The 20,331-nt window shown below is 47.8% G+C and carries 20 protein-coding genes; 13 read left to right on the top strand and 7 right to left on the bottom strand.

Annotated features, from left to right (window positions below; translation table 11 throughout):
- Positions 1 to 27 precede the first annotated feature (27 nt).
- The 11 genes from alsS (at position 28) to gloA (ending at position 11,022) form a co-directional block, all read left to right on the top strand.
- On the top strand, positions 28 to 1,737 hold the full coding sequence (gene alsS, locus BSQ33_RS13860) for an acetolactate synthase AlsS (RefSeq protein ID WP_021019486.1): 1,710 nt from the start codon (positions 28 to 30) through the stop codon (positions 1,735 to 1,737).
- A complete protein-coding gene (locus tag BSQ33_RS13855) occupies positions 1,734 to 2,492 on the top strand; it encodes an SDR family NAD(P)-dependent oxidoreductase (RefSeq protein ID WP_021019485.1) in 759 nt (252 codons plus the stop codon). Before alsS ends, BSQ33_RS13855 begins: the two co-directional genes overlap by 4 nt.
- Positions 2,493 to 2,847: 355 nt before the next feature.
- Positions 2,848 to 3,429, top strand: a complete 582-nt coding sequence (gene rsxA, locus BSQ33_RS13850) for an electron transport complex subunit RsxA (protein ID WP_021019484.1) — start codon at positions 2,848 to 2,850, stop codon at positions 3,427 to 3,429.
- Entirely contained in the window at positions 3,429 to 4,031 is a 603-nt protein-coding gene (gene rsxB, locus BSQ33_RS13845) for an electron transport complex subunit RsxB (protein WP_088134326.1), read from the top strand. Before rsxA ends, rsxB begins: the two co-directional genes overlap by 1 nt.
- An 8-nt stretch (positions 4,032 to 4,039) precedes the next feature.
- Positions 4,040 to 6,595 (top strand): electron transport complex subunit RsxC, encoded by a 2,556-nt coding sequence (gene rsxC, locus BSQ33_RS13840; protein ID WP_088134325.1) that lies wholly within the window; start codon positions 4,040 to 4,042, stop codon positions 6,593 to 6,595.
- Positions 6,595 to 7,641, top strand: a complete 1,047-nt coding sequence (rsxD, locus tag BSQ33_RS13835; protein ID WP_088134324.1) for an electron transport complex subunit RsxD — start codon at positions 6,595 to 6,597, stop codon at positions 7,639 to 7,641. Before rsxC ends, rsxD begins: the two co-directional genes overlap by 1 nt.
- Before the next feature lie 8 nt (positions 7,642 to 7,649).
- A complete protein-coding gene (gene rsxG / locus BSQ33_RS13830) occupies positions 7,650 to 8,285 on the top strand; it encodes an electron transport complex subunit RsxG (protein WP_021019480.1) in 636 nt (211 codons plus the stop codon).
- Positions 8,282 to 8,980, top strand: coding sequence for an electron transport complex subunit E (locus BSQ33_RS13825; protein WP_021019479.1), 699 nt, complete (start codon positions 8,282 to 8,284; stop codon positions 8,978 to 8,980). The genes rsxG and BSQ33_RS13825 overlap by 4 nt, the downstream gene beginning before the upstream one ends.
- A gap of 66 nt (positions 8,981 to 9,046) precedes the next feature.
- On the top strand, positions 9,047 to 9,679 hold the full coding sequence (nth, locus tag BSQ33_RS13820) for an endonuclease III (protein WP_021019478.1): 633 nt from the start codon (positions 9,047 to 9,049) through the stop codon (positions 9,677 to 9,679).
- A gap of 16 nt (positions 9,680 to 9,695) precedes the next feature.
- A complete protein-coding gene (locus BSQ33_RS13815; RefSeq protein ID WP_021019477.1) occupies positions 9,696 to 10,445 on the top strand; it encodes an FCD domain-containing protein in 750 nt (249 codons plus the stop codon).
- Between the two features lie 160 nt (positions 10,446 to 10,605).
- Entirely contained in the window at positions 10,606 to 11,022 is a 417-nt protein-coding gene (gloA, locus tag BSQ33_RS13810) for a lactoylglutathione lyase (RefSeq protein WP_021019476.1), read from the top strand.
- Positions 11,023 to 11,119: 97 nt separating this feature from the next.
- Here gloA and motY read toward each other — a convergent pair whose 3' ends face one another.
- A complete protein-coding gene (gene motY, locus BSQ33_RS13805) occupies positions 11,120 to 12,007 on the bottom strand; it encodes a flagellar protein MotY (protein ID WP_021019475.1) in 888 nt (295 codons plus the stop codon).
- Positions 12,008 to 12,213: 206 nt separating this feature from the next.
- Between motY and rnt the strand changes: the two genes are divergently transcribed.
- Both rnt and BSQ33_RS13795 read left to right on the top strand, forming a co-directional pair.
- Positions 12,214 to 12,870, top strand: coding sequence for a ribonuclease T (gene rnt / locus BSQ33_RS13800; RefSeq protein ID WP_027694058.1), 657 nt, complete (start codon positions 12,214 to 12,216; stop codon positions 12,868 to 12,870).
- Between the two features lie 33 nt (positions 12,871 to 12,903).
- Positions 12,904 to 14,232, top strand: coding sequence for a Na+/H+ antiporter family protein (locus tag BSQ33_RS13795; RefSeq protein ID WP_021019473.1), 1,329 nt, complete (start codon positions 12,904 to 12,906; stop codon positions 14,230 to 14,232).
- Between the two features lie 158 nt (positions 14,233 to 14,390).
- On the opposite strand, the gene purF is transcribed toward BSQ33_RS13795, so the two are convergent.
- From purF to truA, 6 genes are all read right to left on the bottom strand, one after another.
- On the bottom strand, positions 14,391 to 15,905 hold the full coding sequence (gene purF, locus BSQ33_RS13790) for an amidophosphoribosyltransferase (RefSeq protein ID WP_021019472.1): 1,515 nt from the start codon (positions 15,903 to 15,905) through the stop codon (positions 14,391 to 14,393).
- 37 nt (positions 15,906 to 15,942) lie between these two features.
- Complete coding sequence (locus BSQ33_RS13785; protein ID WP_021019471.1) at positions 15,943 to 16,434, bottom strand: CvpA family protein; 492 nt, start codon at positions 16,432 to 16,434, stop codon at positions 15,943 to 15,945.
- Positions 16,435 to 16,496: 62 nt separating this feature from the next.
- The gene (locus BSQ33_RS13780) at positions 16,497 to 17,033 is read right to left on the bottom strand and encodes an SPOR domain-containing protein (protein ID WP_021019470.1); all 537 of its coding nucleotides are present in this window, start codon (positions 17,031 to 17,033) and stop codon (positions 16,497 to 16,499) included.
- 6 nt (positions 17,034 to 17,039) lie between these two features.
- The gene (folC, locus tag BSQ33_RS13775; RefSeq protein ID WP_088134323.1) at positions 17,040 to 18,302 is read right to left on the bottom strand and encodes a bifunctional tetrahydrofolate synthase/dihydrofolate synthase; all 1,263 of its coding nucleotides are present in this window, start codon (positions 18,300 to 18,302) and stop codon (positions 17,040 to 17,042) included.
- A 36-nt stretch (positions 18,303 to 18,338) separates the two neighbouring features.
- Positions 18,339 to 19,253: an acetyl-CoA carboxylase, carboxyltransferase subunit beta gene (accD, locus tag BSQ33_RS13770; RefSeq protein WP_021019468.1), complete on the bottom strand. Its 915-nt coding sequence runs from the start codon at positions 19,251 to 19,253 to the stop codon at positions 18,339 to 18,341.
- A gap of 149 nt (positions 19,254 to 19,402) precedes the next feature.
- Positions 19,403 to 20,206, bottom strand: coding sequence for a tRNA pseudouridine(38-40) synthase TruA (truA, locus tag BSQ33_RS13765; protein WP_088134599.1), 804 nt, complete (start codon positions 20,204 to 20,206; stop codon positions 19,403 to 19,405).
- Positions 20,207 to 20,331: the final 125 nt, after the last annotated feature.

Below are 20,331 nucleotides of genomic sequence, written 5' to 3'. Positions count from 1 at the left end.
GTCAGGCAAAATAATAAGGATTAAAAAATGCAAACTAAACCTTCAACCAGAAATGGCGCTCAGTTGATTGCTCAACAACTGGAGTCCCTCGGTATCAAGTATATTTTCGGGATTCCCGGTGCAAAAATCGATCGGCTGTTTGATGCAATTGAAGATACCAACATTCAGATGGTTCCGGTCCGCCACGAAGCCAACGGCGCCTTTATGGCGGGTGTCGTCGGCCGACTCACCGGTAAAGCCGGTGTAACAATGGTGACCTCCGGTCCCGGCTGCGGCAATTTAGTCTCCGGTGTTGCCACCGCAAATTCAGAAGGCGATCCACTGATTGCCATTGGTGGCGCAGTCAAGCGCGCTGACCAACAGAAACAAACCCACCAAAGCATGGATACGGTCAGTATTTTCCGGTCAATTACGAAGTTCAGTGCAGAAGTTCAACATGTAGACGCTGCCAGTGAAATTGTCGCAAATGCATTCCGCATTGCTGAATCAGGCCGCCCCGGCGCTTGTTTCCTCAGTCTGCCTCAGGATATTTTGTCCGAACAGACGCAGACCGATATAATTATTCCTTCTGCGTGCGTTCAACCTGGTTGTGCTGATATAACTGCGATTGAAGAAGCGGCTCATCGAATCGATAAAGCCAAACGCTGTGTCGTCTTGCTCGGCCTGCACGCCAGCCGCAGAGAAAACGCAGCTTCCATTGCACGTTTTCTGCAAAAAACGTATTTACCGGTTGTCGGAACCTATCAGGCTGCGGGCACCGTTGATATCAATTACTACCATCACTTTGCCGGTCGCGTTGGTTTGTTCAACAATCAGCCCGGTGACGTTTTGCTACGCGATGCGGATCTCATCCTGACCATCGGCTTTAGCCCGATAGAATATGACCCCGAGTTATGGAACAGTAAACGCTGCCCGGTGATCCATCTTGATATTGAACCGGCCGAGTATCAGCTCAACTACCAACCATGCGTGGAAATCGTCGGCAACATCGCCCAGTCATTGGATCAGATGGCGAATCGTATCTCTGACTATGCTCGCCTCTCTCCGATGGCGCTGTCAGTATTGGAAGATGTCGCTCAGCAACGCCAGATCATCAAAGCTTATCCCAATGTATACCACCAGCAAGGGTTTCATCCACTAACACTGATCAAAGCGATGCAATCAATCATCGCCCCCGATACGACTCTCTGTCTCGACATGGGCAGTTTCCACATCTGGATTGCCCGATACTTGAGTTGTTTCCGCGCGCGTCAGATGCTGGTCTCCAACGGACAACAAACCATGGGCGTCGCACTGCCATGGGCGATTGGCGCCAGTTTGCTCAACCCCGGCAGTAAAGTGGTTTCCGTTTCAGGAGATGGCGGCTTCATGCAATCAAGTATGGAACTGGAAACCGCTGTTAGGATGAAATGCAACATACTTCATATTATTTGGGTCGATAACGCCTACAATATGGTTGAGATGCAGGAACTGAAAAAATACCAGCGCTTCTCTGGCGTGAAATTCGGCCCGGTCGATTTCAAAGCGTATGCCGAATCATTCGGTGCCAAAGGATTCGCGGTGACCAATCCACATGAACTGGTGACCACGCTGAAACAAGCGATGGACGTTGAAGGCCCATCGGTCTTAGCCATCCCTGTCGATTACAGCGATAACTATAAACTGATGATGCCACGCACAGAGAAGAACCAAGATCCCGTTTTTACGACTCATCATTTGGAAGGAGAAATTGCATGAGAGGCCTAAACAATAAAGTAGCCCTAGTCACTGGAGCCGCCAATGGTATTGGTCTGGCTATCGCAAAACGCCTCTACGCAGAAGGGGTTAACATTGCTCTGGCGGACTGGAATGAAGAACAGCTTGCTAAAGCCATTGAAGATTTTGATAAACAACGTGTCTCCGCTCACACCATCGATGTTTCTAACCCAGACAAAGTGGAAGCGCTGATTGCCACTGTCGTCGCCCGTTTCGGAAAACTCGATATTCTGGTGAACAATGCTGGTGTACATGTTCCGGGCTCGGTTATTGAAGGCAGTATCGATGACTGGAAGAAAATATCTTCAGTCAATATTGACGGTGTTGTCTATTGCGCTAAATTTGCCTTACCTGAATTGCTGAAAACTAAAGGCTGCATGATTAATACCGCCTCTGTTTCCGGCATAGGCGGTGACTGGGGTGCGGCATTCTATTGTGCCAGTAAAGGGGCAGTCGTGAACCTGACTCGTGCGATGGCACTGGATCACGGTGCCGATGGGGTTCGTATCAATGCCGTCTGCCCGAGTCTGGTGAAAACCAACATGACCAACGGCTGGGCGCAGGACATTCGCGATAAATTCAATGAACGAATTGCGTTGGGCCGAGCGGCCGAACCGGAAGAAATTGCATCAGTGGTCACTTTCCTCGCAAGCGATGACGCCTCGTTCATTAACGGCGTGAACCTACCAGTAGACGGTGGGGCGACTGCATCTGACGGTCAGCCTAAAATCGTATAACCATAAAACCGACAGTTCAGTCAAAGAGATTGTGCCTCTCTGAATTGTCGTATACCAATGCTTCAAAGTCGGGGGGATTAGCACGACATTACGCTGTGCTTCATCCCCTGTATTTGGGTTCAATGAAACCAAATATTGTCACCATATCCCCACGGCCAGCCCCATGCTTCGCTTGAATCTATCCCTGTCATGCAGTCCCTCGTGAACGCCGGATCCGACAACCAAACCTGCAATTGAGCATATGACTCAGTGACAAAAAGACTCTACATCCTAAAAAACCATAGACTTCCTTGGTTGTTATTCCGCATATAAAACTGGATAATAAGAAGATCATTAAAATCACAAGCGGCAAATTATGACCGAATACCTTTTGTTGCTCATCGGCACTGTACTGGTAAATAACTTCGTACTGGTTAAATTTTTGGGCTTATGCCCGTTTATGGGTGTGTCAAAAAAACTGGAAACAGCAATCGGCATGGGTTTGGCAACAACCTTTGTGCTGACTCTGGCGTCGGTTTGTTCCTACTTAGTCGAAAATTATATTCTTACACCATTGGGAATCGACTACCTACGCACGATGAGTTTCATTCTGGTGATAGCGGTGGTCGTTCAGTTTACAGAGTTAGTTGTGCATAAAACTAGCCCGACACTTTACCGTCTGTTAGGTATCTTTTTACCTTTAATTACGACCAACTGCGCAGTATTAGGCGTTGCCTTACTCAACATCAACGAAAATCACAACTTTATCGAGTCGGTCATTTATGGATTCGGCGCGGCGGTCGGCTTCTCTCTGGTCTTGATCCTGTTTGCATCAATGCGTGAGCGAATCAATGTCTCTGATGTCCCAACGCCATTCAAAGGGGCATCCATCGCTATGATTACCGCAGGATTGATGTCGCTTGCTTTCATGGGCTTTACTGGACTGGTTAAACTGTAATGAACGTCATTCTTATTGCCATGATTGCACTGGCTGTGCTCGCTGCAATTTTTGGTGCAATTCTCGGTTATGCATCGATCCGCTTTAAAGTTGAAAGCGATCCGATCGTTGATCAAATTGATTCGATTCTGCCGCAAACCCAGTGCGGTCAGTGTGGTTATCCTGGTTGTCGTCCTTACGCACAAGCAATCGCCAACGGTGATGAGATCAATAAATGTCCTCCTGGCGGTCAGGCGACGATTGAAAAACTCGCTGACTTAATGGGTGTCGATGTGCCTGAACCCGCCCACGATTTGAGTGATGCCGTCAAACGGGTCGCTTTTATTCATGAAGATATGTGTATCGGCTGTACTAAATGTATTCAAGCCTGTCCGGTGGATGCGATTGTTGGTGGAACCAAAGCACTCCACACCGTCATTAAAGACGAATGTACAGGCTGTGATCTTTGCGTGGCGCCCTGCCCGACAGATTGTATTGAAATGATCCCGGTTCAGACCACACCTGAAACATGGAAATGGCAAATGAACGCAATTCCTGTCGTCAATGTGACGGACACCAAGACGAACGAAGACGCTTCCTTATCTAACCATAATCACAACTAGAGACTGATATGCTGTCATTAATCGAACAAATTAAATCAGGCCGGTTATGGGATTTCCCGGGAGGTGTTCATCCACCGGAAAATAAACATCAATCCAATCAAACGCCACCAGCGGCAGCAACGCTCCCGGAAGAACTGGTACTTCCCCTGAAGCAGCATATCGGTAAACCCGGCGACTTATTAGTATCCGTCGGTGATACCGTTTTAAAAGGGCAGCCGCTAACGCAATCGATGTCCGTATTTCATCTGCCCGTGCACGCGCCGACATCCGGCACCGTCACGGCCATCGAGCCACGGACAACCGCTCATCCGTCCGGCTTACCGGAGCTTGCCGTCGTTATCCAACCGGACGGTCAGGAAACATGGTATCAACATAGCGCCTACCCTGATTATCATTTACACGCACCGGAAGCCTTGATCGATATCATTCGTCAAGCCGGCATCTCAGGGATGGGTGGCGCAGGTTTTCCTACTGCCAAAAAAATTCTTTCCGGACTGGCCCGCACCGACATCTTAATTATCAATGCTGCGGAATGTGAACCTTATATCACTGCCGATGATGTACTGATGCAGCACTATGCACAGGAAATTATTCAGGGGATAGCGATCCTCGCCCATATTTTGTCCCCCAAACTCATTATCATCGGTATCGAAGACAATAAACCGGAAGCAATTCGTGCTCTGGAGACTGCGGCAACCGGCAAAGACATCGTTATTCGAGTCATCCCGACCAAATACCCGTCCGGAGGCGAGAAACAGCTCATCAAGATCCTGACCAATCTTGAAGTCCCGGCTGACAAGCTGCCGGCCGATATCGGCCTGATGGTGCAAAATATTGGCTCTGTGTATGCAATTCAACGTGCAGTAATTCACGGAGAACCCCTGATTCAGCGCGTCGTGACGCTGACGGGAGCGACATTTGAACAACCCCGTAATGTTTGGGCATTGATAGGTACCCCGATTCGCCACCTGCTGGAGACACACCATTATCATCCCGATAAACACTTACCTCGCCTGATAATGGGTGGGCCTATGATGGGCTTTACGCTCCCACATGCCGATGTCCCGCTCACCAAGACCACCAACTGTCTTCTCGCACCGACGCGACGGGAAATCTCACCGACTCAGCAAGAAATAGCCTGTATTCGCTGCGGTCAGTGTGCGGACGTTTGTCCTGCATCTTTGCTTCCGCAGCAATTACAGTGGCACGCAAAAGCTGAAGAATATGATAAATGCGAGACGCTCAACCTAAAAGACTGTATCGAATGTGGCGCATGTGCTTATGTCTGCCCGAGTGAGATACCACTCGTCCAATATTATCGTCAGGCAAAAGCTGAAATCAGAACACGGAAACAAGAAGCCGAAGCTGCTGAACGAGCCAGAATTCGTTTCGAAGAGAAAAAGGCCCGGATGGAACGGGAGAAGCAAGAAAGAGAAAATCGCTTCAAAAAAGCAGCGGATAACCGTCGTCAGGCAATGGTGAAAGAAAATGGCGGACAAGATGCTGTCGCCGCTGCGATTGAACGGGTGAAGTCTAAAAATGCCCAGACGAAATCCGAGGCGAAACCGGCAGTTGCAGCAGCGATCGCCCGAGCCAAAGCGAAACAAGAAGCCGCCCTTCAATCCGGGGCCGATGAACCGGATAATCGTGAAATGATGAAGCTCCGCGAGGAGCGCAAACGTCAAGCCAGAGCACGTAAAGCAGAAAAAGATGCCGAACGAACCCCGGACACTTCGGTGACAGCAGCGCAAGACAAAGACAGTGGCGGCGCTCAAAAAGCCGCCGTTGCTGCGGCTATCGCCCGCGCCAAAGCCAGAAAAGCGCAGCAACAGGCGCAATCCACACCGGACGAAACATCGTCCGCTGTCACTGACTCGGAACCAGAAACGGCCGAAACAGCGCAAGATGCGAAAAAAGCTGCCGTTGCAGCAGCCGTCGCCCGCGCCAAAGCCAGAAAAGCACAGCAACAGGCGCAATCCACACCGGACGAAACACCGTCCGCTGTCACCGACTCGGAACCAGAAACGGCCGAAACGGCGCAGGATGCGAAAAAAGCTGCGGTTGCCGCAGCCGTCGCCCGCGCCAAAGCCAGAAAAGCACAGCAACAGGCGCAATCCACACCGGACGAAACTCCGTCCGCTGTCACCGATTCGGAACCAGAAACGGCCGAAACAGCGCAGGATGCGAAAAAAGCTGCCGTTGCAGCAGCCGTCGCCCGCGCCAAAGCCAGAAAAGCACAGCAACAGGCGCAATCCACACCGGACGAAACACCGTCCGCTGTCACCGACTCGGAACCAGAAACGGCCGAAACGGCGCAGGATGCGAAAAAAGCTGCGGTTGCCGCAGCCGTCGCCCGCGCCAAAGCCAGAAAAGCACAGCAACAGGCGCAATCCACACCGGACGAAACTCCGTCCGCTGTCACCGATTCGGAACCAGAAACGGCCGAAACAGCGCAGGATGCGAAAAAAGCTGCCGTTGCAGCAGCCGTCGCCCGCGCCAAAGCCAGAAAAGCACAGCAACAAGCACAATCATCATCCGCGTCTGATACGGAGGAAAAAGAGTAGTGGCATTTTTTATCGCAAGTTCTCCGCACACGCATCAAAAACGCAGCACTTCAGACTTAATGAAGTGGGTTGCGATTGCGGCTTGTCCCGGACTCATCGCACAAACCTATTTCTTTGGTTGGGGCACTTTCATTCAGCTTATTTTCGGTATCATGGTCGCTGTCGGACTGGAAAGCCTGATCATGAAAATCCGTCAGCGCTCTCCCGCCAGTGCTCTCAGGGATTACAGTGCGTTAGTCACAGCTTGGTTGCTCGCGGTTGCAATTCCGCCTTTGGCACCGTGGTGGATTATGGTTATCGGCTTAATTTTTGCCATTGTGATAGCCAAACAGCTCTACGGTGGTCTGGGACAGAACCCGTTTAATCCGGCCATGATTGGCTATGTGGTGTTATTGATCTCTTTCCCTGTCCAGATGACCAGTTGGCTTCCGCCACACTCACTGTCTGCGGAAAGTACTTCATTATCCGATGCTCTTTCGGTTATTTTTAGCGGGTTTAATGATCACGGTCTTTCCCTGCAACAACTGCGGGTCAGCGTCGATGGTGTCACCATGGCTACGCCGCTCGATGCGATCAAAAATGGCTTTCGGACCGGTCATTCAATTGCTGAAGTTTTAACGCATAAGCAGTTCGGTAGCATTGCCGGGATTGGCTGGGAATGGGTCAACGTTGCTTATCTGCTCGGCGGCCTGTTGCTGATTCGGGTGCGTGTGATCCAATGGCATATCCCAGTGGCTTATCTCACCGGATTAATTGTCATCAGTAGCCTGTGCCAGCTGTTTGGTGTCGAGACAACTACATCGCCATTGATTCACCTCTTTTCCGGAGCCACCATGCTCGGTGCATTTTTTATCGCAACCGACCCTGTAACAGCATCGACCACCGTGAAAGGCCGTCTGTGCTATGGCGCATTTATCGGTGTGATGATCTTCATCATTCGCAGTTGGGGGGGCTACCCTGACGGGATTGCCTTTGCGGTCATTCTCGCCAATATGTGTGTACCGTTGATCGACTATTACACACAACCAAGAACCTACGGACACTGAGGCGCAAAATGCTAAATGCAATACGAAAAAACGGAGTGATCCTCGCTGTTTTTGCCTGTGTATCAACAGGTGTGGTTGCGATCACCCATTACTTAACCCAAGACAAAATTGAACAACAAGAGCAAAAGCAACTGCTCACAATTTTGGCTCAGGTCATTCCCCCTCAAACGCATGATAATGTCCTTTCCGGATCGTGTACGGTCGTGAATATTCCCTATTTAACCGGGCAACCGACACTGCATGCCTATATCGCCAAACAAAATGATATGCCGACGGGAATAGCGATTGAAACTATCGCTCCCGATGGTTACAACGGTGCGATTAAACTGATTGTCGGAGTCAATAATCAAGGTGTCATTACTGGGACACGCGTTCTTGTTCACCATGAAACTCCGGGACTCGGAGATAGAATTGATCGACGCATCAGTGACTGGATTCTGTCATTTACCGGCCAACAAGTAACCGCTGAAAACGAATCGCAGTGGAAAGTCCGCAAAGATGGCGGACAGTTCGACCAGTTCACTGGTGCAACCATTACACCAAGGGCTGTGGTCAAAGCCGTCAAGAAAATCACACAATTTGTTGATCAAAACCGCGAGCAGCTTTATCGTCAACCTTACAATTGTCACGGAGGCCAATCATGAGTCAATCGCAGGAATTGATGAAAAATGGTTTGTGGAACAATAACCCAGCCTTAGTCCAATTACTCGGGTTATGCCCGCTTCTCGCGGTCTCTTCCACCATCACCAACGCGCTGGGGCTGGGAATTGCCACTCTCGCAGTGCTCGTTAGTTCAAATGTCACCGTTTCTCTGGTCAGAAACCATGTGCCGAAAGAAGTCAGAATCCCGGTCTTTGTGATGATCATTGCAGCACTGGTGACCTGCGTCCAACTGCTGATGAATGCATTTGCGTTTGGCTTGTATTTGTCATTAGGAATCTTTATTCCGCTCATCGTCACCAACTGCATTATTATCGGTCGCGCTGAAGCGTTCGCATCTAAAAATGATGTGCTGCCCTCTGCATTGGATGGATTCTGGATGGGCGCGGGCATGACCTGCGTACTGGTCGTGTTAGGAGCAATCCGAGAACTACTCGGTAACGGAACACTGTTTGACGGTGCAGACCTTCTACTGGGGGAATGGGCCAAAGTTCTCCGGATCGATGTATTACATCTAGACAATAGCTTTTTACTCGCACTCCTCCCGCCGGGCGCATTTATCTGCGTCGGTTTTTTGATTGCCCTCAAAAGCTGTATTGATAAATATCTGGCTTCTCGGCAACCCAAACAAACCAAACCACAAATTGAGAGAGCCCGGGTCACGAAAGTGACTCAATAATGACAACAACAGAATGATGACCATGACACCTCAGTCACACTTATTTCAATGGGAAGCAACAGCGTCATGAATAAGCAAAAGCGGATCGAGATTCTCGAACGATTACGGGAGAATAATCCCAAACCACAAACTGAACTCAATTGGGATACGCCCTTCGAACTCCTGATAGCAGTGCTGCTTTCCGCTCAGGCAACAGATGTCAGTGTCAATAAAGCCACCGATAAGTTATACCCGGTCGCCAACACACCGCAGGCGATTCTGGCGCTGGGTGTCGATGGGTTGAAAGACTATATCAAAACCATCGGCTTATTTAATTCTAAAGCTGAGAACGTGATTAAAACCTGCCGGATTTTACTTGAAAAATATCAAGGGGAAGTCCCGGAAAACCGAGAGGCTTTAGAATCACTGCCCGGGGTCGGGCGTAAAACAGCCAATGTCGTCCTCAACACGGCTTTCGGCTGGCCAACCATTGCCGTCGATACTCATATCTTTCGCGTTTCCAACCGGACCAAGTTTGCTTCAGGCAAGAATGTTGACGAAGTCGAACAGAAACTCCTGAAAGTGGTGCCTAAAGAATTCAAAATCGATGTTCATCACTGGCTGATTCTGCACGGCCGCTACACCTGTATCGCCCGCAAACCGCGCTGTGGCAGTTGTATGATTGAAGACCTGTGTGAATATAAGCAAAAAACCGAATAATCAAAGAGATGGCGCTATGAATATTTCAGCTACGCCCGCAAAACGACTTTATCAGGAAATCGGTCTGATTCTTCAGCAGCGCATCTTTTCCGGAGAATTTAGCATCGGTGCTCGCTTACCTCCGGAAAGAGATATTGCCGAAGCCATGCAGGTCAGCCGTTCAGTCGTCAGAGAAGCGATTATCATGCTGGAACTGCAAGGACTGGTAGAAGTGCGTAAAGGCTCTGGGGTTTATGTCATTGCTCTATCTCATCAGGCTCCCCAACCCTCTCAGCCATCAATGCCCAAAACGCGTTCGGATATCGGACCCTTTGAGCTATTACAAGCCCGTCAGATCATTGAAAGCCAGATTGCCAGTTTTGCGGCAACCAATCTGACTAAGAATGATTTTTCCAAACTCCGCGAAGCTTTGGATATTGAACGTAAGCAGTTGGAAACCGGTCATGGTGATTATGATGGCGATGAGCAATTCCATTTGGCCATCGCACATGCCTCACAAAATAGCGTGCTATGCGATATTGTCCGGGAGCTTTGGCAACGGCGAGATGAAAGCCCGATGTGGCGTCAGCTTCACGCCCGTATCACCAATGAAAACTATCGGGGTGCTTGGCTGGAAGACCATGAGAAAATCCTGTTTGCCCTACAAAGGCGTTCTCCGGAAGCTGCAAAAGAAGCGATGTGGCAACACCTCGAACATGTCAAACAGACTCTATTTCATTTATCTGACGCCGACGATCCACAATTTGATGGGTTTCTTTTCCAGTAAGTCAGTGCGTTCGTCCACTCAGCGCCCAATAAGCAACGAACATCGCGAGCGGAGCATCGGCATCATTTGCGCTTGTTTGACATGTTCTTTAAACTGATAAAACCGCTCGTCATCCGATGAGCGACTCAAAAATAATATCCAGTCATTTCAGGAGTAAGCAATGTCCAACAATCGAATTTTACATACCATGTTACGTGTCGGAGATTTAGAACGCTCAATCAAATTTTATACCGACATCATGGGAATGAAATTGCTGCGTAAAAATGAAAATGCGGAATACAAATATACACTCGCGTTTGTCGGCTACAGCGATGAGTCAGAAGGAGCAGTCATTGAACTGACTTACAACTGGGGCGTTGAAGCGTATGATTTAGGTAATGCCTATGGACATATTGCTATCGGTGTCGATGATATCTATCAGACCTGTCAGCTCATCAAAGATGCTGGCGGTGACGTCACTCGCGAACCCGGTCCGGTCAAAGGGGGAACGACCCATATCGCCTTTATCAAAGACCCGGATGGTTACATGGTGGAATTAATTCAGAATAAACAGGCGGGTGCTGGTCTTCAGGGTTAATCGACCTCGCAGTCACTTGATTGTTCTCGTCACCGAGACGAACAAAGCAATGTGACAACAGGCAGCTCACTGGGCTGCCTGTTCTTGTATCGCACAATCACACTTGTGTCCGGCCTAACGAAATCACCACGCGGCGATTCTTTTCTTTACCAATCGGTGTCATGTCATTCGCAATGACCCGACGTTTACCATACCCTTCGACCTGAATCCGCTTCTCTGGTAATCCCAGCGATTTGAAATAGTCACGCAGCACTTCTGCACGTTTCTCCGACAGACTCTGACTTTCATTCTTTGAGCGGGAACCATCGGTATAAGTGGAGACCAAAATCAGATCGATGTCCTGATTATAACGAATATATTCAGCAATCTGCGCCAAACGCTTTTGTGACGCTTTATTCACCTGAACACTATCTCGGTTATAATGCAAAATCGTGAATGAAATATCTTCGAAACTGTACGGCAGTAAACGACTAATACAGTTACTAAAGTCATTGAACTTACTGTGGAATAACACTGAAGACAATGAAACTTCAATCAAACGATCCCGATCTTGCCACGCCTGATAACTGAATGTCGGGTTCCGGCCTCTCTCCAGTTCACTGAGTAAGTTCCAGGCTAACTGGCCGCCGATATAACCATCAAATTGTTTAAAAAATTTCAAATGAGAGATAGATTCCGCCCGGTCTCCCGGACGCCACGCTGGTGGCATCGACACCAGAGAAACATTCCGCGTTTCTCCCATCGGACGCAGCATCTTCAACTCGAAATCGAGATTCAACTTTTTACTTGCCCGAGAAGAAAACTCAGCATTACCGTAAGACGGGATCGGATGCACAAGCCGACACTCAAGCGGCGTATCAGACACCATTTCCCATTTTGACTGTTGAGGCGTTGCCACATAATGCTTTTGCATCGCATATCCGACACTCCCCCAGAGACTCAAAATCGTCCCCAAACCGGCTATCAACCCATACTTTATCGACATGCTATTCTCTCAAACATCTGGTTCCCAAACAGACAACCGAAGTGGCAACCTCTTGCCACATCATGTTGGAACATGAAAGGAAATGCAAAAACCTCGCCAATCTGCGTGGCAATCCATGACTCTCAACATTTTAATCAATATCTGCGGTTTTTATCAGGCGTATAATCTGCAATAATGCGAGCCCTGATACATAGGTTATGGTCAAAATGACGGAAGTAAACAATAAACAGCGTTTAAAAGATCGCTTTCGGGGATACCTGCCTGTAGTCATCGATGTCGAGACAGCAGGGTTTAATTCGGAAACAGATGCGCTTCTTGAGATTTGTGCGATCACACTCAAGATGGATGATGAAGGCCAGCTTCAGCCGGCAACCACACTCCATTTTCATATCGAACCCTTTGAAGGTGCCAATCTGGAAAAAGAAGCACTGGAATTCAATGGTATCCATGACCCATTCAGCCCACTTCGCGGGGCTGTCAGTGAAATGGAAGCTCTGAAAGAAATCTATAAACAGGTACGTAAAGAACAAAAGGAAGCCGAATGCAGCCGGGCGATCATTGTGGCTCATAATGCAACATTCGATCATCGTTTTGTCATGGCAGCCAGTGAACGCAGTCACCTCAAACGCGTTCCTTTTCATCCCTTTGCTACATTCGATACTGCCACTTTAAGCGGCTTGGCCTATGGGCAAACCGTGCTTGCAAAAGCCTGCCGTACTGCTGGGATTCCATTTGATAATAAAGAAGCCCATTCAGCACTTTATGACACCCAAAAAACGGCAGATCTTTTCTGCGGGATTGTCAATAAATGGCAGTCATTAGGCGGCTGGCCGCTACCCGATACCGAATCACAAGAAAACTAACCTTAACTCAAAATACTACAACACGAGAATTGTATGAACCCTGTCGTTATTTCAGTCTGTATCATGCTGATACTTGCGCTGCTTCGTGTGAACGTTGTTGTCGCACTGACATTTAGTGCGATCATTGGTGGGCTCGTATCAGGCATGAGTCTGAACGAATCGGTCGCTGCGTTTGAAAGTGGTCTGGGTGGCGGTGCAACGATTGCACTCAGTTATGCCATGCTCGGTGCATTTGCTGTCGCCATCTCTAAATCCGGTCTCACCGATTTAGTCGCACATACAGTCATTCGCAAAATTCATGGCAAAGAGCAACAGGAAACACAGACCGGCTTGAAATATGCTATCTTGTTCGCCCTCATTCTGGTGACCATGTCTTCCCAAAACATTATTCCGGTCCATATCGCGTTTATTCCGATTCTGATTCCGCCACTATTGGGCGTTTTTGCCAAACTCAAATTAGATCGCCGCCTGATTGCCTGTATTCTTACATTTGGCCTCATTACCCCTTATATGGTTCTGCCTATTGGCTTCGGGGGGATTTTCTTAAAAGATATTCTCCTGAGAAATATCCAAGAGAATGGTTTGGCCAATATCACTGCAAGCCAGATCCCAACCGCGATGTTACTCCCTGGCACTGGCATGGTTGTGGGACTTTTAATTGCCGTATTCTTTAGTTATCGCAAACCCAGAGAATACCGTAAAACTGAATTGACCGTGGTTCATCACAATCCAGAACATACGATTAATGGGCGATATATTCTGACGGCAGCTATCGGTATTATTGCAGCTCTCAGCGTGCAGTTGTTCACCGGCTCGATGATTATTGGCGCACTCACTGGCTTTATGGTGTTTACCTTTGGTGGCGTTATCGCTTGGAAAGAGACCCATGATGTCTTTACTAAAGGGGTGCATATGATGGCGATGATCGGGTTCATCATGATTGCAGCCGCTGGTTTTGCCGCCGTGATGAAACAAACAGGCGGGGTCGAATCGCTTGTCTCATCACTCTCTCATAGTATTGGGGACAACAAGCCGTTGGCCGCCCTGCTGATGCTGGTTGTCGGGCTATTAGTCACCATGGGGATCGGCTCTTCATTTTCAACCATTCCCATTATTGCAACGATTTATGTCCCGCTGGCGGCAGCTTTCGGTTTCTCACCGATGGCCACAATCGCCTTAGTGGGTACAGCCGCTGCATTAGGCGATGCCGGCTCTCCGGCATCTGACTCTACACTCGGTCCGACATCCGGCCTCAATGCAGACGGACAGCACGAACACGTCTGGGAAACCGTGGTTCCCACGTTTATTCACTATAATATCCCTCTGATTATCTTCGGCTGGATTGCTGCGATGATTCTGTAGTGACATCATTACCTTTATCGCACTGAATAATTCAGAACGAACCCCATAAAAAAGGCTTCCTCACGGAAGCCTTTTTTATCATATGGTGTACAAACCAACGTTCACTACTCGATTCTTATCTGAACCGGATGGGGTGTTGTGGACTGAGAGTCATACTCTCAGTTTTCTTCATTATAGAGTTCGAGACTTGCCAACTCTTGTTGAATCTCTTTCTGTTCTTTCGCGTCGTCGTTTCTCATCGCTTCCAGATAGTCCAGATAAGCCTGATCAATATCCCCAGTCACGTACTCACCGTTAAAGACTGAGGTTTCAAAGCGACTGATATTCGGGTTCCCGATACCAACAGCACTGACAAGATCTTCAATCGTCTGGAAAATCAGTGCGTCCGCACCGATTTGACGGCAGATGGATTCATTATCCCGACCATGAGCAATGAGTTCATTGGCACTTGGCATATCAATACCATAAACATTCGGGAAACGAATTTCCGGAGCAGCAGAAACCATATAAACTTTTTTGGCGCCAGAATCACGAGCCATTTCGATAATCTGTTCCGATGTTGTGCCTCGGACAATTGAATCATCGACCAGTAGCACATTTTTATCTTTAAATTCAGAACGAATCGCATTGAGCTTTCTGCGTACTGATTTCCGGCGTTGTTGTTGACCCGGCATGATAAATGTCCGGCCGACATAACGGTTTTTGACAAACCCCTGACGATACGGTTTATCTAACGCCTGTGCGATTTGCAGGGCAATATCACAAGAGGTTTCAGGAATCGGAATCACAACATCAATATCGAGATCAGCATACTCCTGTTGAATGCGCTCACCCAGTTTTTTGCCCATTTCGACCCGTGCACTATAGACCGAAATTTGGTCGATAAAAGAATCCGGACGAGCAAAATAAACAAATTCAAAAATACATGGGTTCAACTGAGGATTGTCAGCACACTGATGGGTGTAAAGTTCACCTTCAAACGTGACGTAAATAGCCTCACCCGGTGCAACATCCCGCATGAACTCAAATCCAACCGCATCTAATGCAACAGACTCAGATGCCACCATATACTCAGTTCGTCCGCCGACATCACGTTTACCCAAACACAATGGACGAATACCGTTTGGATCGCGGAACGCAATCATGCCATGACCGATAATCATCGCAACAACAGCATAAGCACCTTTAATCGAACGATGCACACTGGTAACCGCTCTGAAGACATCTTCGGCGGTGACATTCCCTTTTACGGTATCAATTTCATGTGCCAGAACATTCAACAACACCTCAGAATCAGAAGTCGTATTGACATGACGGCGATCTTTCTCAAACAGCTTATCTCGAACATGCTGGGCATTGGTTAGATTACCATTATGAGCCAGTGTGATACCAAACGGTGAGTTGACATAAAAAGGCTGCGCCTCGGATGCACTTGAGCTCCCCGCTGTCGGATAACGGACATGTCCAATGCCAACCGTTCCTTGAAGGCGCTGCATATGCTTTGCAGCAAATACATCGGTAACCAATCCATTTGCCTTACGCAGACGAAAACGATTGCTATCTATGGTACAAATACCCGCGGCATCTTGGCCGCGATGCTGTAACACGGTCAAAGCATCATAGATGGACTGGTTGACAAGCGTTGAACCAACAATTCCAACAATACCACACATGTCTTAATCCTCGATTTGCGACATTATATCGGCCGGTTTAAACCGTACCGGTAAGAAAACTAGATGATGTTTTCAAATGTTCGAAAAACTGCACAATGATCCACCGAAACTGTGGCACCAACTGTGAATTTTCCCACCATTTTGAACTTGGAAACGCGGTAAACGCATCCATAAAAAACAGAACCGCAGCAATGATCAGAACACCTCGAAGTCCGCCAAATACGACACCAAGAACCCGATCCGTCCCTGACAGCCCTGTTTTTTGTACAAGCTGGGCAATCACATAATTCACCAATGCACCCACGACTAATGTTGCAATAAACAACGTCGCAATCGCAGCACCATTACGGAACATGTCATCCTGAATATTCGAATAATAAACAGCCAGCTTTGGGTAATAGTGGCTTGCAATAAAAAATGCAAGCAGCCAAGTCGCCAGTGACAATGCCTCTTTCGCAAAACCACGAATCAGGCTGATCAATGCCGACAGGCCAATCACACTTAAAATGACAATATCTAACCAGTTCATACATTCACTCATTCTAAGATGGCGCGCATTTTAACAGAAAAAATGACGACGCAAACGTTTTCTTACGGATTTAACGGTTTAAATTTGAGCAATTGACCTTTTGCTCCGGTAATTTTTTCCAATTCAGCCAGTTGTCTTTCCATTTTGCTTTTTGACACATCAGGTCCAATAATCACACGTGTATAACCATTTTCCTGTTTGGTATGTGCCTGATAACCCCGTTTTTGCAAGTCTGCTACAAGTTTTTTCGCATTATCGCTATTTTTGAGTGCCATCAGTTGAATAATCCAGCCACTGCTCTGAAAATCATTTGACTCAGACGATGCCTGAACTTGAACCGGAACGACATCATTCGATGATGTCGCTTTCGTGTCTTCATTCACCGTAACGGGTGAATCCGGTAAGGAAAGCTGATCGGTTTCAGGCTCTAAAATTTGGTATTGTTCCGTGTCTTGATCAACATCGGGCTTCAGTGGAATACTGGCAACATCTTCTTTGTAGTGTGATTTCTGTCCATCCAAAATATCCGGAAGAATAATGACACCAAGTGCAACCAATACAACGGTTCCAACTAAACGACTTTGGAATCGACTTGCCATCTCTGTTTACACCCCTCGTTTATGCCAAAAATCTAAAACTTCTCCAACTGTGTGGAACGAACCCGCGACGATAATGGCATCATTTTCATGGGCTCGTGTCATCGCAGCTTTAAAAGCCTGAACCGGTGATTCATAGGTTTGACTCGCAACGGGAATATAGCGATTCAACTCACTGGCAAAAGCAGCGCGAGGCCCTGTCAAAGAAGCCGGATACCAATAATCAACCGCCGGAGATAAAGCAGTGATCGTTTCCTGAATATCTTTGTCATGTAACATGCCAATGACTAGGTGAATTTTCTTGCCCGAGAAACACTGCTTTATATGTGATGTCAGATATTGGGCAGAATGAGGGTTATGCGCAACATCCAGCATAATTACCGGCTTCTGGCTAATCAGTTGCATTCTGCCAGGTAGCGAGGCGCTCTTTAATCCTTCAACAATATCCATATCACTAATATCAAGCCCGGCACATCCAAGTGCCATCAACGCGGTTGCAGCGTTGGGTAATGGTAATTGTGGCTTTGGCAGGTCACGGAGGTCAAAAGCACCATGCTGCCAATGCCATACATCTTCTGCAACCTGATAATTAAATTGAATACCAATCTGAAAGAATTCCGCATCAACTTCATCAGCATAGGCGGCAACCGTTGCGGGGGGATAAGGCTCACCGCATACCGCGGGCTGACCCGCGCGAAAAATTCCCGCTTTCTCGTACCCGATCGGTCCCAGATCATCCCCCAACCAATCAATATGGTCGATGGCCAGACTCGTGATGACTGAAACATCATGATCAACGACATTGGTCGCATCTAACCGACCACCTAAGCCAACTTCTAAGATTGCAACATCGACTTGTTCTTCTTGCAGTAACCGCAATGCAGCCAGTGTCCCGAACTCAAAAAAGCTCAGACTCGTTGTGCCCCGCTGTTTTTCAATAAAATCAAACGCGCGCGTATGGTCTTCATCGGCTAATACTTTGCCGTTGATCCGAACACGTTCGTTATAACAGATAAGATGTGGAGAACTATAGACGCCCACGGAGTAACCGGCAGCAAGTAAGATAGCTTCGATAATCGCACAGGTAGAACCTTTACCATTCGTGCCAGCAACCGTAATAATGGTTGGCGCAGGTTTTAACAGGTTGGCTCTCTGAGCCACAACCTGAACGCGATCAAGGCCTAAATCTATGGATGAATGATGGATACTGGATAAATAATCAAGCCACATCGATAACGGAGATGTGGCTTGTGGCATAGCGTTCTGACTCATTAAACAAGCATAGTATTGAGATATGGGAGAACTACTTTACTCTTTTTTTTCGGCTTCTGGTACCGCATAAGTACTATCATTTCCGGATTCTGTCGCCTGTGCTGGGTAATTCATCATCTTACCCAACAAGCTCGCAACCTGAGACCGCATTTCACGACGATCAACAATCATATCAATCGCACCATGCTCTAACAGAAACTCGCTGCGCTGGAATCCTTCAGGAAGATCTTCACGTACCGTCTGTTCAATAACACGACGACCAGCAAAACCAATGACCGCTTTCGGCTCACCAATGTTTATATCACCGAGCATCGCCAAGCTTGCAGAGACACCACCCATCGTTGGATCTGTCATGACAGAAATAAACGGTAAGCCATTTTGGGATAAACGTTCCAACGCGGCACTGGTTTTCGCCATTTGCATCAGAGACATCAATGCTTCTTGCATTCGGGCACCGCCACTGGCAGAAAAACAGATTAAGCCACACTTGGCTTCGATCGCTGCTTCTACAGCTTTCACAAAGCGAGCGCCAACAACAGAGCCCATTGAACCGGCCATAAAGGAAAACTCAAATGCACAAGCAACAAGAGGATAGCCGCAAAGCTCTCCTTTCATAACAACCAAAGCATCTTTTTCACCGCTCGCTTTCTGCGCTGCTGCAAGCCGCTCTTTATAGCGTTTTGAATCTTTGAATTTTAATTTATCCTGCGGCTCCAGCGTCTCACCGATTTCTTGACGGTTACCTTCATCAAGAAACTTTTCCAGACGACGACGAGCGCTCATCCGCATATGATGATTACACTTTGGACAAACTTCTAAATTACGCTCTAACTCAGCATAATAAAGAACTTGTTCACAAGACGTACATTTTGTCCAAACACCTTCAGGAATCGATGCTTTTCGCGAACTGACAATATTGCTTTTCTCTAAAATTTTTTCAAGCCAACTCATGTGGAAGACCCTTACTCCTCTCCCCTGCAACTGCAAGAGAAAATTATTCGACAATAAACACCCAGAGGATTAAATCACATAAACCTCTGCATGTTGATAAAAAACTGGTTGTACCTTCGTGAAACGACGTTACAACGATTTGAACCCGACTAGCATGATTCGTTCAATGTATCCGGTAAAAATAACGGACCAACAGGTTGCTCTGGCAGATTGAATGCTTGTGGATATTCGACTTCAACCAAATAAAGCCCTTCTGCTTTTGCTGTTGCAGCCGCAAGTTTCCGATCTTTAGCTTCTAATAGCCATTGAATCCATTCAGGTTCTTGCTCTCCTCTACCGACAGCAATTAAGCTTCCCGCGATATTTCTGACCATATGGTGTACAAACGCATTGGCTTTAATATCAATCACAACATAACGATTGTGGCGAGTAACTTGCAAATGCATGACATTCCGCCACGGGCTGCGAGACTGGCAATGTACGGCTCTGAAGGAAGTAAAATCATTTTCTCCCAGCAACAACTGCCCAGCCTGGTGCATCCTCTCAACACATAAATCACCATGATAATGACTGACACCAGCCGACAAAATGGCCGGTCGCAAATTATCATTGTATATCACATACCGATAACGCCGTGCTGTCGCTGAAAAACGAGCATGAAACGAATCCGGAACTTCCTGTGCCCATCGTACAGCGATGTCTTTGGGTAAGTTCGCATTCGCACCCATCGTCCATGCAGCTGTTTTTCGCTGAGCCTCGGTATCAAAATGAACAACTTGTCCCGTACCGTGGACACCAGCATCAGTCCGTCCAGCACACTGAACCTCAATCGGATGGTTCGCAACTTGGCTCAGTGCTTTTTCCAAAGCTTCCTGGACACTAGGAACTTCTCGCTGCCGCTGCCAGCCATAATAATGAGCGCCGTGATACTCAACACCTAAAGCGATTCTCATCATCTACTTCTCTTGTCAAACAGGGGCGGCAGTATAATCGTAAATTGAAAAAAATTCTAATCAACAACCCGCGATGTTCCTTGGATATCCACAGAGAACAGCCGTTGGGAGACATTCGACCTACC

Source organism: Vibrio gazogenes (assembly GCF_002196515.1).
Classification (GTDB): domain Bacteria; phylum Pseudomonadota; class Gammaproteobacteria; order Enterobacterales; family Vibrionaceae; genus Vibrio; species Vibrio gazogenes_A.
Note: the sequence above shows the minus strand (reverse complement) of the source record. Positions and strands in the feature narration are given on the sequence as shown.

Coding starts and splice junctions, on each gene's coding strand:
- alsS (WP_021019486.1), top strand. CDS start 28: ATGCAAACTAAACCTTCAACCAGAAATGGCGCTCAGTTGATTGCTCAA.
- BSQ33_RS13855 (WP_021019485.1), top strand. CDS start 1,734: ATGAGAGGCCTAAACAATAAAGTAGCCCTAGTCACTGGAGCCGCCAAT.
- rsxA (WP_021019484.1), top strand. CDS start 2,848: ATGACCGAATACCTTTTGTTGCTCATCGGCACTGTACTGGTAAATAAC.
- rsxB (WP_088134326.1), top strand. CDS start 3,429: ATGAACGTCATTCTTATTGCCATGATTGCACTGGCTGTGCTCGCTGCA.
- rsxC (WP_088134325.1), top strand. CDS start 4,040: ATGCTGTCATTAATCGAACAAATTAAATCAGGCCGGTTATGGGATTTC.
- rsxG (WP_021019480.1), top strand. CDS start 7,650: ATGCTAAATGCAATACGAAAAAACGGAGTGATCCTCGCTGTTTTTGCC.
- BSQ33_RS13825 (WP_021019479.1), top strand. CDS start 8,282: ATGAGTCAATCGCAGGAATTGATGAAAAATGGTTTGTGGAACAATAAC.
- nth (WP_021019478.1), top strand. CDS start 9,047: ATGAATAAGCAAAAGCGGATCGAGATTCTCGAACGATTACGGGAGAAT.
- BSQ33_RS13815 (WP_021019477.1), top strand. CDS start 9,696: ATGAATATTTCAGCTACGCCCGCAAAACGACTTTATCAGGAAATCGGT.
- gloA (WP_021019476.1), top strand. CDS start 10,606: ATGTCCAACAATCGAATTTTACATACCATGTTACGTGTCGGAGATTTA.
- motY (WP_021019475.1), bottom strand. CDS start 12,007: ATGTCGATAAAGTATGGGTTGATAGCCGGTTTGGGGACGATTTTGAGT.
- rnt (WP_027694058.1), top strand. CDS start 12,214: ATGACGGAAGTAAACAATAAACAGCGTTTAAAAGATCGCTTTCGGGGA.
- BSQ33_RS13795 (WP_021019473.1), top strand. CDS start 12,904: ATGAACCCTGTCGTTATTTCAGTCTGTATCATGCTGATACTTGCGCTG.
- purF (WP_021019472.1), bottom strand. CDS start 15,905: ATGTGTGGTATTGTTGGAATTGTTGGTTCAACGCTTGTCAACCAGTCC.
- BSQ33_RS13785 (WP_021019471.1), bottom strand. CDS start 16,434: ATGAACTGGTTAGATATTGTCATTTTAAGTGTGATTGGCCTGTCGGCA.
- BSQ33_RS13780 (WP_021019470.1), bottom strand. CDS start 17,033: ATGGCAAGTCGATTCCAAAGTCGTTTAGTTGGAACCGTTGTATTGGTT.
- folC (WP_088134323.1), bottom strand. CDS start 18,302: ATGAGTCAGAACGCTATGCCACAAGCCACATCTCCGTTATCGATGTGG.
- accD (WP_021019468.1), bottom strand. CDS start 19,253: ATGAGTTGGCTTGAAAAAATTTTAGAGAAAAGCAATATTGTCAGTTCG.
- truA (WP_088134599.1), bottom strand. CDS start 20,206: ATGAGAATCGCTTTAGGTGTTGAGTATCACGGCGCTCATTATTATGGC.